The sequence below is a fragment of the Citrobacter tructae genome (assembly GCF_004684345.1).
Lineage (GTDB): Bacteria > Pseudomonadota > Gammaproteobacteria > Enterobacterales > Enterobacteriaceae > Citrobacter > Citrobacter tructae.
The window spans coordinates 1,638,272-1,651,221 of record NZ_CP038469.1 but is presented as its reverse complement, the minus strand read 5'-3'; the positions used below and the strand labels follow the sequence as shown (position 1 = coordinate 1,651,221).

12 protein-coding genes and 3 pseudogenes are annotated in these 12,950 nt (G+C 41.9%); 12 read left to right on the top strand and 3 right to left on the bottom strand.

Annotation, left to right across the window (positions count from 1 at the left end):
* Window positions 1-3: 3 nt before the first annotated feature.
* The 9 genes and pseudogenes from E4Z61_RS08810 to E4Z61_RS08780 form a co-directional block, all read left to right on the top strand.
* Window positions 4-987, top strand: a complete 984-nt coding sequence (locus E4Z61_RS08810) for a DUF6402 family protein (protein WP_135322437.1) — start codon at window positions 4-6, stop codon at window positions 985-987.
* A 4-nt stretch (window positions 988-991) separates the two neighbouring features.
* Complete coding sequence (locus tag E4Z61_RS08805; protein WP_167817535.1) at window positions 992-1,363, top strand: hypothetical protein; 372 nt, start codon at window positions 992-994, stop codon at window positions 1,361-1,363.
* A gap of 489 nt (window positions 1,364-1,852) precedes the next feature.
* Window positions 1,853-2,071 (top strand): annotated as a pseudogene (locus E4Z61_RS24390) (type VI secretion system Vgr family protein); the annotation flags it as partial.
* On the top strand, window positions 2,051-2,590 hold the full coding sequence (locus E4Z61_RS08800; protein WP_135324909.1) for a DUF4123 domain-containing protein: 540 nt from the start codon (window positions 2,051-2,053) through the stop codon (window positions 2,588-2,590). The pseudogene E4Z61_RS24390 and the gene E4Z61_RS08800, both read left to right, overlap by 21 nt.
* Window positions 2,590-2,769: a hypothetical protein gene (locus tag E4Z61_RS24115; RefSeq protein WP_240703864.1), complete on the top strand. Its 180-nt coding sequence runs from the start codon at window positions 2,590-2,592 to the stop codon at window positions 2,767-2,769. The genes E4Z61_RS08800 and E4Z61_RS24115 overlap by 1 nt, the downstream gene beginning before the upstream one ends.
* A 429-nt stretch (window positions 2,770-3,198) precedes the next feature.
* Window positions 3,199-3,957 carry a hypothetical protein gene (locus E4Z61_RS24110; RefSeq protein ID WP_240703863.1) on the top strand — a complete coding sequence of 253 codons (759 nt, stop codon included), beginning with the start codon at window positions 3,199-3,201 and terminating at the stop codon, window positions 3,955-3,957.
* A gap of 16 nt (window positions 3,958-3,973) precedes the next feature.
* Entirely contained in the window at window positions 3,974-4,519 is a 546-nt protein-coding gene (locus E4Z61_RS08790; protein WP_135322435.1) for a hypothetical protein, read from the top strand.
* A 49-nt stretch (window positions 4,520-4,568) separates the two neighbouring features.
* The gene (locus tag E4Z61_RS08785) at window positions 4,569-4,892 is read left to right on the top strand and encodes a hypothetical protein (protein WP_135322434.1); all 324 of its coding nucleotides are present in this window, start codon (window positions 4,569-4,571) and stop codon (window positions 4,890-4,892) included.
* A gap of 570 nt (window positions 4,893-5,462) precedes the next feature.
* A pseudogene (locus E4Z61_RS08780) lies at window positions 5,463-5,855 on the top strand (type VI secretion system Vgr family protein); the annotation flags it as partial.
* A gap of 77 nt (window positions 5,856-5,932) precedes the next feature.
* Here the strand turns inward: E4Z61_RS08780 and E4Z61_RS08775 are convergent.
* Window positions 5,933-6,571 (bottom strand): annotated as a pseudogene (locus E4Z61_RS08775) (NAD(P)H-binding protein).
* A gap of 215 nt (window positions 6,572-6,786) precedes the next feature.
* Here E4Z61_RS08775 and E4Z61_RS08770 point away from each other — a divergent pair.
* On the top strand, window positions 6,787-7,680 hold the full coding sequence (locus E4Z61_RS08770; protein ID WP_135322433.1) for a LysR family transcriptional regulator: 894 nt from the start codon (window positions 6,787-6,789) through the stop codon (window positions 7,678-7,680).
* A gap of 35 nt (window positions 7,681-7,715) precedes the next feature.
* Here E4Z61_RS08770 and E4Z61_RS08765 read toward each other — a convergent pair whose 3' ends face one another.
* Window positions 7,716-8,705 (bottom strand): aldo/keto reductase, encoded by a 990-nt coding sequence (locus E4Z61_RS08765; protein ID WP_135322432.1) that lies wholly within the window; start codon window positions 8,703-8,705, stop codon window positions 7,716-7,718.
* 26 nt (window positions 8,706-8,731) lie between these two features.
* On the bottom strand, window positions 8,732-9,583 hold the full coding sequence (locus E4Z61_RS08760) for an aldo/keto reductase (protein WP_135322431.1): 852 nt from the start codon (window positions 9,581-9,583) through the stop codon (window positions 8,732-8,734).
* A 674-nt stretch (window positions 9,584-10,257) separates the two neighbouring features.
* Here E4Z61_RS08760 and E4Z61_RS08755 point away from each other — a divergent pair.
* Both E4Z61_RS08755 and E4Z61_RS24385 read left to right on the top strand, forming a co-directional pair.
* Complete coding sequence (locus E4Z61_RS08755; RefSeq protein ID WP_135322430.1) at window positions 10,258-11,784, top strand: EAL domain-containing protein; 1,527 nt, start codon at window positions 10,258-10,260, stop codon at window positions 11,782-11,784.
* 265 nt (window positions 11,785-12,049) lie between these two features.
* Window positions 12,050-12,412, top strand: coding sequence for a helix-turn-helix transcriptional regulator (locus E4Z61_RS24385; protein ID WP_135322429.1), 363 nt, complete (start codon window positions 12,050-12,052; stop codon window positions 12,410-12,412).
* Window positions 12,413-12,950 lie beyond the last annotated feature (538 nt).

Here is a 12,950-nt window from a genome sequence, read left to right as displayed (position 1 = left end):
ATAATGGTTGAAATAAAAGTAAAGTCTAAGCTCACTAATGACAAGGAATCTCAGGAAACTGTTCCCGTAAAAGTTTTTAAAATTACCGATATCCCTCAGGTTATGGAAAATATGGGGTGGATCGAATCTGCAAGGTTTATGCGAAAGTGGTTTAATGACCCATATTTTGAAATGACTAAACAACAAAAACTCAACAGAGTCGATATGGGGATGATTGATAAACATAATATATTAGATGATTTAAGTTTTGATTGGCTATTAACCTCATCATCACGCATTAAACCTATCTATGATGGCTTTGTAAGGGAGATGTCAAATGTTGTAGAGTATAATGAAACTCTTGGTCGTAAAAAGAGTCTTTTGAATCAATTGTCTAGCGGGCTGTGTTTTATTTTAAATAGATTGGAGAATTCGGGGTTTTTTGTTGATGGTGTGTTCAAAAACGCCCATATTAACTATGATGGCTTATCTGCAATGGAATTAGATAAGATAAGTCAGTTTAATTTCATAAGGATTGGCAGTACTCTATGGGAAAAGGCGACAGATAAACTTGATGATGTCTACGGTGCTCTTGGCTCTTTTATAATAAAAATAGCATTTACAGATCTTTCTATATCTAAAGAAAAAAGTGGATTCATAAGATTAGAGATTAACGAGCTTGGTCTGTATGTCAGAGATACTTATGAATTTATGAATGATGGGGATGATCAGCCTTTAGGGTATTGGGGGTTTAAAGGTGTGATTAAGCCAAATTTGATCAGTGGGGTGATGAATAAAGACTATATTGATAACGACGATGATCGATACTTCCGAGTCACAAACTCGGCTTTTGTAAACTATAGGGAAAAGTATAAAGTTGATAAAAAAACCGGAGACTTTTTTGTTTATTCAACAGTAAAGAAAATTCCGGTAAATATTGTAATTCATTTGAATGTTATAGATATTAAAGAGTATTTTGACTGGAAAGAGAAGAACGCGAATGACTAGGTTAATGAAAAAGATAGTCATCGCGACATTGTTGGCTTTTTTTATGATATTTACATGCTTACTTTTTATTAAAATAATGGCTTATCGGGGGGCGGTAAAGGAGGACTCTCTCTGGAATGATCAGAATAAGTGTGAGTTGGTGACTTATATTCCAGACTATCGCCCATACGGAGCACCTGGTAGATTACTGCGCCTGTTCTCCAATCAATCATTCTTCATTGTATATGATAAAGATGGTAATAAATTAAAAAGCTCAGCATGGTACTTTTGGCAGGCACAATTCTCAGATTTAATGGCTCCAGAATGGCATGGGCAATTTGCTGTATATCCAACAAGTGATGGGTGGGCGGAATGGAGGATTCCAGCATGCGGTTAGCATAGAATGAAGAGCTAAATCGAACAGTGTCAGGAATGATATGGTATCACTTTAATGAAAAGGTAATATTGATCGATATATTCAGTTCAGATAAAAAAATAAAACTACTGTATGTTTCTCTGAAGGAATATCGCCTCTCTTTATAAGTGTTTTAAAGGCGGGTGTTGTGTTTTGCTATGTATGGGGGGCATAATCCCTCTGCGTTATTGCTCTTCTGAAGTTCCAGTTTATAATTTGAACGAGTTAATTAATGGTCAAAAATATGAGTTTTTCTATCCTGGAGGGTTAGGTTATGGCAGTTATCAGCTGAAGTGATGTTTGTTGAATATATTCTGTATAAACCAGAGCAGGAGATACGTGGTTTATAGTGCTACCTCATGACATTAATAACGCCTAAAAATATTGCGGTCTTATTAACCAGCTTAATGGGCAACGTTATGACGCTAAAATTCTTACTCTGGTCCCCGTTAAGGAGTGACGACAATTGCGATGGATAACTGGCTGGCCTTGTTCGACGGACAGACTCGCTACCAGCTTGAGATCAACGACAGCCGGGTCAGTGCGGATGTCCTGAAATTTCGTGGTCGTGAGGCGCTGAACGAGCCCTTCAGATGGCGAATTGAGTTCACCTCGTCGCAGGACGATGTGGCGGCGGAAGACGTACTGATGAAGTATGCCACGCTGCGCATGCTGAGTGGGCGGGTGGTGCTAGAAAGTTTGACAACTGGCTCTGAGCTATTGAAGTTATATGTGCTGGTGGACGGTATTCAGTATGAACGGGCTTACGGCGAGCCAATTGAAGAAAGTAAAGCGATCCGATCTCTTTTGTGTTTACCAGAAGACAAACTTATTGCATTTGCCGGTCCATGGCTAATGGAAGTGGATAAAATATCTTCTGACAAACTTTTGAATATATTTATGCTTGAGAAAAAATATCCTGCAGTCTCCTGGATTATCAGCGAACAAGAATTTCTACAATTAACTAATCACTTAATATCTTGTTTGGTGGTGACTTTTCCTTCGAAGGAGACGGGGCTATTTCGATTTTACGATTGCCGGGTCCTGAAAATGCTTTCTAAAATATTATTACCTCTTCAAATTGAAAACCTGATGAGATTTACTCATCGGTGGTTGTTTCTGAGTGAAACTAACATTAGCTACTATCAATATAATGATGCAAAGTTGAGTCAAATCGTCTTAAAAAATGAAAATAAGGAGGTGTTATAGTGGCTGGACATCAATCTTTGGATCCTACATCAATGCCAAATTGTACTGGTGAAGTAGGGGTGCCTGCCGGCAAGAGTAATAAAGAATTTACGCATCGCATTAAACTTGTGCCAGTTAATGATGAAGCTGTTATTCTCAAAGGGATCCCCTGGGCTGTACATTTTGAAGACACCAGTTAGTATAAGCAGGGTAAAACAAATGAATCATATGAGACAGAGAGATTTAAAACACAAAAACCTGAGGAATTTTTTGCTCTGTTTGGGAAATTATCTGAGGGATGCCGTAAACGTGGTGGTAACTTTGGAACATTAACGGAATTAGAAGACAGGAAAATATCTTTAGTAACAGCACCTGATTACCCAGAAAAAGAAATTCCCTATTGCAGTGGTTATGATTATATCGCAGTTGTCGCAGCCAGAACGGCGCCAAGAGACTGGCGTCTAGAAGGGGGATTTGGCCTGACTGCGGAGAGCAAGGGGAATCAATATCGGTTTATTAATTGCGGTTTAAGACAGTTAAGAGATTTTCCTGCAGCTAGCACGAAGGGGCATGCAATACAACGCATTATGGTTGTTTTCCAACAGGGTTATACTACAAACGATGTAGCCGTGATTAATCAGTATGCTGAGAAATTGAATTCACGGGTTGTGTATGTAAAAAACAAACAAGAGTTAGTGCATTTTTTTAACCAGAGGAAGACTAACAAAAGATTGATTAAGAAGGTGTCTGTTTTTTGCCATGGTGTTATTAACATAGCCTCTTTTCATTATGCTGGTGATAATTTAGATTTGGGTGAGTTTAGTTTCAGTGATATCAAAGATGTCTATGAGTCTATTTTTGATTATGATGCGGAAATCACAACATATGCTTGTCGTGCAGGGATATCGGTAGACGGTAGTGACTTATCAAATAAGGATGCTGGCCAAAAGGAAAGTCCTGCGCAGAGAATGGTCAATCACTGGGATGTAAAAGTTAAAGCCTTTGAAATGCGTTCTAGTTATGTAGACATTTATGGGACAGCAGAGGAAATTAAAAAAGATAATAATTATAACAAGATCATTAAGGGATATCAAAGTGAAATGGATAATTATAAGATTGAAAAAGCAAAAGGGAATAAAGATGCGAAACCACCTGAATTACCAGAGGGTTATGATGAAAACTATAGAAGAAGTATTGATGTAAAAGAACGTGCTAAAAATGAAAAAAATGGTGGGCCTATCTCACCAAATGGCTCGTGGCGTTACCCAACAACAGGAAACACTCCTGCAGGACTTAAAAAGGTTTGCAATCCTATCAACCAGAAGAATGGACAACGTTATGAATTTGAAATGGCGATTGTGTATGATCGTTATTCTATTAACCCTTAGTTTTGGAGTATGTTATATGAATAATCATTCTTATAAAATGGCTGTTTTTGTAACGCCAGAAAATGAAAATGATCATGAGTGGCCAAATAAGAAAAAATGGATTGATGCCAGTGAATGGCTTAGGACATCTCAATACGTTAAAATTGACGATTTTCATCTATTAAATCTCCATTATACCCCCGTCGATAATTTAAACACAATTAGCATCACCGCCCGTATACAGGAAGCAATTGATAATTCCGGGAATAGCATTCCTGAACTCTCAGTGATTGGCAAATTAGATAGTCAGAGCTTTTTGCAATTGATGGACGGTAATCTTTCATATGAATATTTAAGAACTGAAATGGATAACGAATCCTTCAAACCGGTCAATGATTATTTTCTTGTTTTCTTTTTATATAAAGAAAAAAAATATGAAGTTGAGTTAATCAGAGTTGTTTATAATGGTAAATTGATTTTTATGACGTATGGGAGTGTAGTTCGATATGCTGGCTACTGGCATTCGATATCCCCTGCGGCCTATTCCTATAAGGACTTTAAAGATGGGAGAACAATAAAATAAAATTTAGTGACATTAACTTAGTGGATTTTATTTAAATAGAGGTTTATCAATGGAGTTCAGTGAGGATCAAGTTTCATTACTCAAGATGTTATCGTTTGAAGATTATGTTAGCGAAGTTATTGAACATTGCCGACTTATGTTCCCAGTACTGATTAAATCATTTAACAGTGATTTTCTCAAAGAAAGTATAAAAAAGCGTATTTCGTTGGCACAACAGTCTGGTAATACTCAACGGGGTCCGGTTCGTCTTTTTATCGATATGACATTCATGTTTGGCATGGGGTTTGAACAAGAACTTCTTTATCAGTGGCTGAATAATATCAGTCAGAAAACTACAGTCTCACAGATAGAAAAAAAGCAAGGCTTTATATGATTTACTTGAAAGCTATCTCAATGCTGTACATGGGGAAGATAGTGAGTTTTTTTGGCGAGTGTGAATCGGTTTTATAACTTTAGGTTGGGTGATGATTCCCGAGGGTTATACTCAACACCAAAAGAATTACATGAACTATTGGAGTCTATATACCCTCAAAAATATAATTTTATTGGCTGCGATACTATCAATGAATTGATTGTTTTTTGCTGAGGCTTTTTCTGTAGATAATGAATTTATATGTACAGAGCAAAAGGCATATTTAACGCTTGTTATGTTTTTATTTGGCAGTCAGTTTGAACAGGATGCTTCTCGCGGTCATATGATTTTAGATGTCATGACTAGCTATTTCAAAAGTAACAATTTCAATAATCATCTACTATTGTTTCACAATACTCATGCCTTAAGGTTAATAAAAAACCATGACTGATATGTTCTCGGGTAAAAGCACTCAGCGCGTTGTCTTGTAGATCATTTTGTGATGGTTTTCTGATTCTGATCCCCGTTAAGGAGTGACGACAATGCCAATGGATAACTGGCTGGCCTTGTTTGACGGGCAGACCCGCTACCGTTATCGACGGCACGGAAGTGGGCATCGGCTATGACGACGGCGACATCGACCGGCCCTACCTCGCCCATGCGTTTCACGACTCTGAACACGCTGACATCGTCACCCGCGGCAACCGCAGCCAGAACATCCTGCGCACCGCCGCTCAGAATGAACTGCGGATGGAGGACCAGCGCGGTCAGGAGCATATTGCGCTGACCACGCCGTTCGGCAGCACGCAACTGAGTCAGGGACATATTGTCGATGAGCAGAACAAACCGCGCGGTTCCGGCTTTGAACTCAGAACCGATGAATACGGCGTCATCCGCGTGGCGAAAGGGCTGCTCATCACCGCCGACGGGCAGCAAAAGGCCGCAGGCGAAGTGCTGGATATGGAAACGGCGCTGAAAGAAATCTTAAGCGACTAGAGCGTTTAGGAGTGGTAGATGTGAAATCTAAGACAATGAAAAATAGAATATTGGATTTCAGTTCTCTATCTGCAATTGATTTGGATAAAACCAGTCAGTTTGTTGGCAATCAGTGGATGTGATTGAACAGCTATTTCCGCAAATAGAGGCGTGACTTCCCCTCGCTCCGCTACCAGTTCGAACGTTTTATTTTTTGCGGCGTCATTGCTCAGTGCACTGATCAGCACGCGGGCAATTTGAACGCGGGATATCACACCATCTTCCGGCGTTCCGGTATAGCGTCGATTGCCTTGGATCATAACGATCCTGTACTCATCATCATTGTTGTAATCAAACCAGCCGGGCCTGACGATGTTATAGGGGTGACCACTCGCCCTGACCAGACGTTCGGCACGTCGTTTCCAGTCATGAACCTCAGTGCGTTGATTCCAGGCGCTGAGCCGCTCGGTAGCGCATTAAGGCAATTCGCACGCGAGTACCTTTAAATATCGTCAGGATATTGTGCACGCCGCCATAATCGATGGCCCTGGCACCCATTCGTCCCTGTCCATCGGAGCCGAGTGTAAAATAACAGCATCAATATCTTTCGGTAAATTGGTGAGTGTCTCAGGTATCGAAACATCGCCGTAGAAAATATCGCTTCCACGCGGAAGAAGTGTAATTTTGCGCCGATTTCTGACCAGCGCCACGGGTTGATGACCCATTTCAATAGCCGTATTCATCACATGAAGACCAATACTGTCTGTTGCGCCGGCAACAAGTATTTTCATGATAAACCTTCTGATTATTCAGACATATTTTTCGATATGTTCCGAATATCAATTATCATTATTGTCAGTAATGGGGCTAAAATGATTGTGTCTATGAACACCCTTCATGAATTCCTTTTGAGGGGAATGTTTCACTAAGGAAACCGTCAATGCTCAAAGAGAACTTCAACGAACTGCAAATCTTTCTGGTGGTAGCCAGAGAGCGAAGTTTTACTAAAGCGGCCGGTAAACTGGGCGTTTCGCAGTCAGCGCTTAGCCATGCGATGAAGGCACTTGAGGAAAGGTTAAATATCCGCCTTTTGACCCGTACCACTCGAAGCGTGGCGCCAACGGAAGCGGGTGAGCGCATTATTGCCTGCCTTGAACCGCGTATTGCCGATCTTGAGCAGGAACTGGAAGCGCTTGTTCAACTCAACGGTACTGCCTCCGGTAATATCCGTTTATCCGCAGGGGAGCATGCCGCGCGCAGCGTAGTGTGGCCAAAGTTAAAGCCCTTTCTTCGGGAATATCCGGAAATTAATGTCGAACTGGTGGTCGATAACGGCTTCGTCGATATTGTTGAAGGGCGCTTTGATGCCGGGATCCGTCTGGGCGAAAGCGTGGATAAAGACATGGTGGCGGTCAGAATCGGGCCGGATATGCGCATGGCCGTGGTCGGTGCGCCGGATTATTTTGCGGCTAACCCAGCGCCTGAAACGCCGCACGAACTACAACATCATCGCTGTATCAATATGCGATTGCCGACTGCTGGTGGGCTTTATCACTGGGAGTTTGAGAGGGAAGGGAAGCCGCTACGCGTCAGAGTTGAAGGACAGGTGACGTTTAATCTACTGGAGGAGAGGATTGATGCGGCTTTATCGGGTTTCGGCATCGCCTGTGTTCCTGAGGACGGGGTTCAGGATTACATAAAGTCAGGTGAACTTATTCAGGTTTTGCAGGACTGGTGCCCGTCTTTCCCCGGATATTATCTTTACTACCCGAGCCGTAAGCAGCATCCATCTGCTTTTGCGCTGATGATTGATGCACTTCGCTACTCGGAATAACGGGTCCGCAATTTACTTGTGGACCCGCTTGAGTCTTAACGGCCTACACGGGCCTGATGTTCAGGCGAGTAGCGCTCGCCAACGATTTTAATCGTTTCAAGCGCCTGGGTTATCTGCAATAAGTCCTCTTGCGAAAGAATAATGTCAACTGCCCTCAGGTTTTCCTCCAGCCGGTACAGTTTGGTGGTGCCCGGGATCGGCACAATCCACGGCTTTTGTGCCAGCAACCAAGCCAGCGCAATTTGTGCAGGAGTCACACCTTTTTCGCCCGCCAGTTCACCCAACAAAACAACCATCTTTTCATTGGCTTCCAGTGCTTGTTTGGCAAAACGTGGCACCTGGTTTCGGTAATCATCCTTGCCAAACGTTGTCCCTGGCGTGATCGCTCCTGTCAGGAAGCCTTTGCCTAAGGGGCTGAAGGGCACAAAACCTATGCCCAACTCCTCCAGCAACGGCAGGATCTCCTGCTCAGGCTCGCGCCACCACATAGAGTATTCGCTTTGCAGGGCAGTGACAGGTTGTATTGCATGCGCTCGACGAATGGTTTGTGCACCCGCTTCAGACAGACCGAAATGTTTGACCTTGCCTTCAGCTATTAGGTCTTTCACTGTTCCCGCTACATCTTCAATAGGGACGTCCGGATCGACACGGTGTTGATATAGCAGATCAATGACATCCGTTTTTAGGCGGTGCAGCGAGCCTTCTACTGCTTCACGGATATGCTCCGGACGGCTGTTTAAAATCTGTTGCTTGTTGTCCGTACCGAAGCTAAAACCAAATTTGGTGGCAATAACCACACGGTCACGCAACGGTTTTAAGGCTTCGCCGACAACGTCTTCATTAAGATATGGGCCATATACTTCGGCGGTATCGAAGAACGTGACGCCACGTTCAACCGCTGAGCGAATGAGTTCGATCGCCTGACGGGTATCTGTCGCCGGGCCGTAGCCGTGGCTGAGGCCCATGCAACCCAGTCCCAGGGCTGACACTTCGAGCCCGGATTGACCAAGATAACGTTTTTGCATCACTAAGTACCTTTTTACGTTGTAGTTTAGACGTCGAGCTTACGGGCAGTCAGCCATTCCACCATCGCCGGATCGCGGTGAGAAAAGAAGGCGCTGGTCGCGGTATCAAGGGCGGTAATGTGCTGCATATCCTCAGGACTGAGTTCAAAATCGAGGATGTTGATGTTTTCTTCCATGCGCTCTTTGCGCACCGATTTAGCCAGCGAAACGATGCCGCGCTGGAAGATCCACCGCAGAACAACCTGGCCCACGCTTTTGCCGTACTTCTGGCCCATCGCCGTTAACACGGGATGCTGGAACAAACCGTTTTTCCCTTCAGCAAATGGTGCCCACGCTTCGGGCTGAATGCCACGGCTTTGCATCCACGGAACGGCATGCAACTGCTGATTGAAAGGGTTCACTTCAATCTGGTTAACCGCAGGAACAATTTTATTGAAGGCGATAAGATCGGCCAGCCTGTCGGGATGGAAGTTGCTGACGCCAATGGCGCGAATTTTTCCTGCCTGCTGCAGTTCTTCCATCGCCCGCCATGCGCCGTGGACATCGCCATAAGGCTGGTGAATCAGGTACAGGTCAACGTAATCGAGCTGTAGTCGGTTCAGTGACCGCTCAAATTGGGCTTTCGCGCCTTCGTAGTTCGTATCCTGTAGCCATAGTTTGGTTGTGACAAAAATTTCGTTATGTGCGATACCGGTCTGTTTGAGTGCGTTCCCAACCTGGGATTCATTCTGGTAAGAGGCTGCGGTATCAATCAGGCGGTAACCTGTTTCGATGGCGTCAATCACTGCGTGTTCGCACTCGCTGGCATCTGTCATCTGGAATACACCAAAGCCCAACAGGGGCATTTCAATACCGTTGTTCAGTGTGACTGTCTGCATGACGTTATCCTTTAGCTGTTGTCCAGGAAAATCATAACGCAAACAGATTTATTCGATTAGATGGGGTAATTAGCTAGGGTTTATTAGATGTGCTCATTAATTGTTTGGGCATTCATCGGTTGAATTCACAGCCAGATGCAGCCATGGGTAATCATTCGGGTTTAAATCGTGTCTATTAATACCGTCAACAACAGGAAAAATCGGCAACCACACATGATGTCACTCTCATGGTTCAGATCATTATCAACAGGTTGAAAGTACCAGAATTATCAATGGGCAGTTTATAAATTAAAGAAACTTATAATACTTTAAATTATCTAAACTATAACGTCTTTTAAAATATTTATTAAACTCAATGCAAACACTTGCAAATAAAAATATCTCATTGATAAATATGTGTTTTTAATTATATGTACATCTGAGTTTAGCGTGTATATGAATGGTGAATGCAGAACCAATCACTTTCCCTATCAGGAAATTAAATATAAATGTTAAGCTATGAAGGAGAATACAAATCATAAACTAATTTAAATATTCTTAACCACAGTATGTCTCATTGCATGCAGCCATTATCAATGAAGTGCGAAGAGCGTCGTGTACTTATAAAGCCCTTAACCTGTATGGCGTAATGGTAAAGCCATAAAACGGTTCACATAAGCTGTAGAGGTAATGACATGCCGTTTGGTCTGTTAAAAAGGCGTCGATTTAAGCATCGACTGATTCGCGCAATACTCATAAGCCTACTTTGCGTCCTGTTGGGGTTAATCAGCACGCTCTGGCAGGCAGCATCCAATCTTCAGCGAACCACTAACATCAGAATGACAAATGCCCGGCAACTTGTGGAGAGAACTCTGGATAGCGCCAGGAAAGCATCGCTTGACGTAAAAGAATATCATGGTAAACCCTGTCTTGAGCCTGTTGAGCTACAGCTGAGAATGCAAGTGGCTTATTCCCAACATCTGCGCAGCATAAATTTGGTTCGGGGACATAAAATCTATTGCTCATCTTTGTACGGTAACAATGAAGAGAATATCAATTTTGATAGTTATACCAACGGAATGCTCTACCTGATGAGCGACACACGGGTTAGGAAAGGGCAGCCACTGATTATCTACCGGATGGTCGTTGGTCATGACAGTATTGTGGTCAGGCTTTATGGCGACCATATTCTTTCCGAACTGTACGTGATGAGTATCAATTTACCTCTGGCGTTGGTTGTTGGACGACAGCAATGGCAGACAAGTGCTGCCCCCCTGTTTACCTCCGATATGCCAGGGTATATGGAGCAAATATCGAGCCGATATCCCTTCCGGATAGCTACCGTTATCTCATCTGGCGATTATGCCTATTACTTCTGGATTTTCTCTCGGTTCACTCTTTTATCCTGGTTCTTATTGGCTGCTATTGTGGGTTTTGGTGTATTTCGATGGTCAGGTCGACTCATCACAGTAGAATATGAATTGCTTCAGGCATTGAATCTTCAGGAGTTTATACCTTACTTTCAGCCAGTGGTCTCAGGAGAACACTCCCAATGGGTTGGTTGTGAGGTTTTAATCCGTTGGTCACATCCCAATCTCGGTATTATTCCGCCGGACAGTTTTATTCCCTTGGCTGAAAGCTGTAACCTCATTATACCGATGACCCAAACACTAATGACCAATGTATGTAAACAGTTTGTTCCGATAGCACATTTACTGCCGAAAAACTTTCATTTCGCTTTTAATATCAGTGCCAGTCAATTTAGTGACTTCAACTTGGTGGAAGACTGTCGAAAATTCATCCAGGCATTTAGGGACAATCCTGTTCGGTTGGTTTTGGAATTGACGGAGCGTGAATTACTGGTGACAAATAGCACGACGCAGACACTTGTGAAAAAACTGCATGAACTGGGAGTTCTTATTGCCATTGATGATTTTGGCACAGGAAATTCCAGTTTAAAGTATTTACAAAGTTTTAATGTTGATATTCTTAAAATCGATAAGAGCTTTGTCAACAATATTGGTGTTGATTCATACTCCGTTCATATCATTGATAATATTATTGATCTGGCCAACCGACTGGACCTACAGATCGTTGCGGAAGGGGTAGAAAATGAAGTTCAGGCAACATATCTAAAAGCACGTAACGTTAGTTTTCTGCAAGGATACTTATACGGAAAACCCATTCCCATGGAGGACTTTGCCAGACAATTTTACTCCTGACTAGCCATGTCGTCTCGTGAATCGATGATTAACATCATTGAGTTATATCAATATTTATTAAATATATTGCCTGTATTAGTCAGGTAATGGTTCGATAGAGAGAGAAATAGCTAAATAGTTATAACTTCATAAACATTCAATGCTTACTATGAGTATAGATATGGGACAACTATAGGGTGTATGATGAAAATCCTCACCAGGATTTGATACCTGCATCATAGTTTTTAGCTTAATGTTTATTCCGATTGTTAGGAGTGTAAGATAAATGAAATGTTCAAAAAACAACTTATTCACAAAAGATGTGTCTACCCAGCTAATAATGTTTATTAAAGAACACCAAAATGAAAAACTACGGATTGATGATTTGGTTATTATCTCTGGCTTTTCAAAATTTTACCTACAATCTTTTTTTAAAGAACATACTGGGATATCACTTGGCCGTTTTATCAGGGAGACACACCTCCAGCATGCAGTTCATGAATTAGTCCACTCCCAAAGTACTATCCTGTCCATTGCCTTAAATGCTGGATATAGTTCGCAACAGTCCTTTCATCGAGCATTTCGGAAAAAATACAAAATAACCCCCTGTGAGTTAAGGCGGTCAGGTGTGAAAAATATTCATTTATAATATGAAAGTCTAATTTCTCAGCAAACTGACATATCCTTGATTTTCTGTTAACTATTTTTTATATCATCATTTACTACAGTAATCTGAACGCAGTTGTGCTCAGTTTTAGCTAAGAAGTTTTTAAGGGGAAAGCAAAAAAAAAGACCGCACGGGTGACGGTCAAAATGATGTAAAAAATAATGATTATTTTTTCTCAGGCACACTTGCTGCATAAGTATCATTAATTAAGATGTCCTCTTACGTAAGATATCTTATGAAGCAACTATAATGTAAGGCATGGCACTTCATCATGCAATCTATTTTAAAATATTATGTTTCATATAATAAAATCGTTTCAGAAACCTAAACGGTTAATGCTAGCGAGGTTGGTTTAATAATGTATTCTACATCCATTATGTTGCACTCTATGCATTGATAAACAAAAATAACAAAATGATTACAAAAAGAACCAGGTCTTCTCATCTTATGAATAATAACTATGTTACCTCCAGTTGCATTATGTCTCCCGCCCATCACAAAGGAGATGCAACAAAATTAA

Coding starts and splice junctions, on each gene's coding strand:
- E4Z61_RS08810 (WP_135322437.1), top strand. CDS start 4: ATGGTTGAAATAAAAGTAAAGTCTAAGCTCACTAATGACAAGGAATCT.
- E4Z61_RS08805 (WP_167817535.1), top strand. CDS start 992: ATGAAAAAGATAGTCATCGCGACATTGTTGGCTTTTTTTATGATATTT.
- E4Z61_RS08800 (WP_135324909.1), top strand. CDS start 2,051: ATGCTGAGTGGGCGGGTGGTGCTAGAAAGTTTGACAACTGGCTCTGAG.
- E4Z61_RS08790 (WP_135322435.1), top strand. CDS start 3,974: ATGAATAATCATTCTTATAAAATGGCTGTTTTTGTAACGCCAGAAAAT.
- E4Z61_RS08785 (WP_135322434.1), top strand. CDS start 4,569: ATGGAGTTCAGTGAGGATCAAGTTTCATTACTCAAGATGTTATCGTTT.
- E4Z61_RS08770 (WP_135322433.1), top strand. CDS start 6,787: ATGCTCAAAGAGAACTTCAACGAACTGCAAATCTTTCTGGTGGTAGCC.
- E4Z61_RS08765 (WP_135322432.1), bottom strand. CDS start 8,705: ATGCAAAAACGTTATCTTGGTCAATCCGGGCTCGAAGTGTCAGCCCTG.
- E4Z61_RS08760 (WP_135322431.1), bottom strand. CDS start 9,583: ATGCAGACAGTCACACTGAACAACGGTATTGAAATGCCCCTGTTGGGC.
- E4Z61_RS08755 (WP_135322430.1), top strand. CDS start 10,258: ATGCCGTTTGGTCTGTTAAAAAGGCGTCGATTTAAGCATCGACTGATT.
- E4Z61_RS24385 (WP_135322429.1), top strand. CDS start 12,050: ATGAAATGTTCAAAAAACAACTTATTCACAAAAGATGTGTCTACCCAG.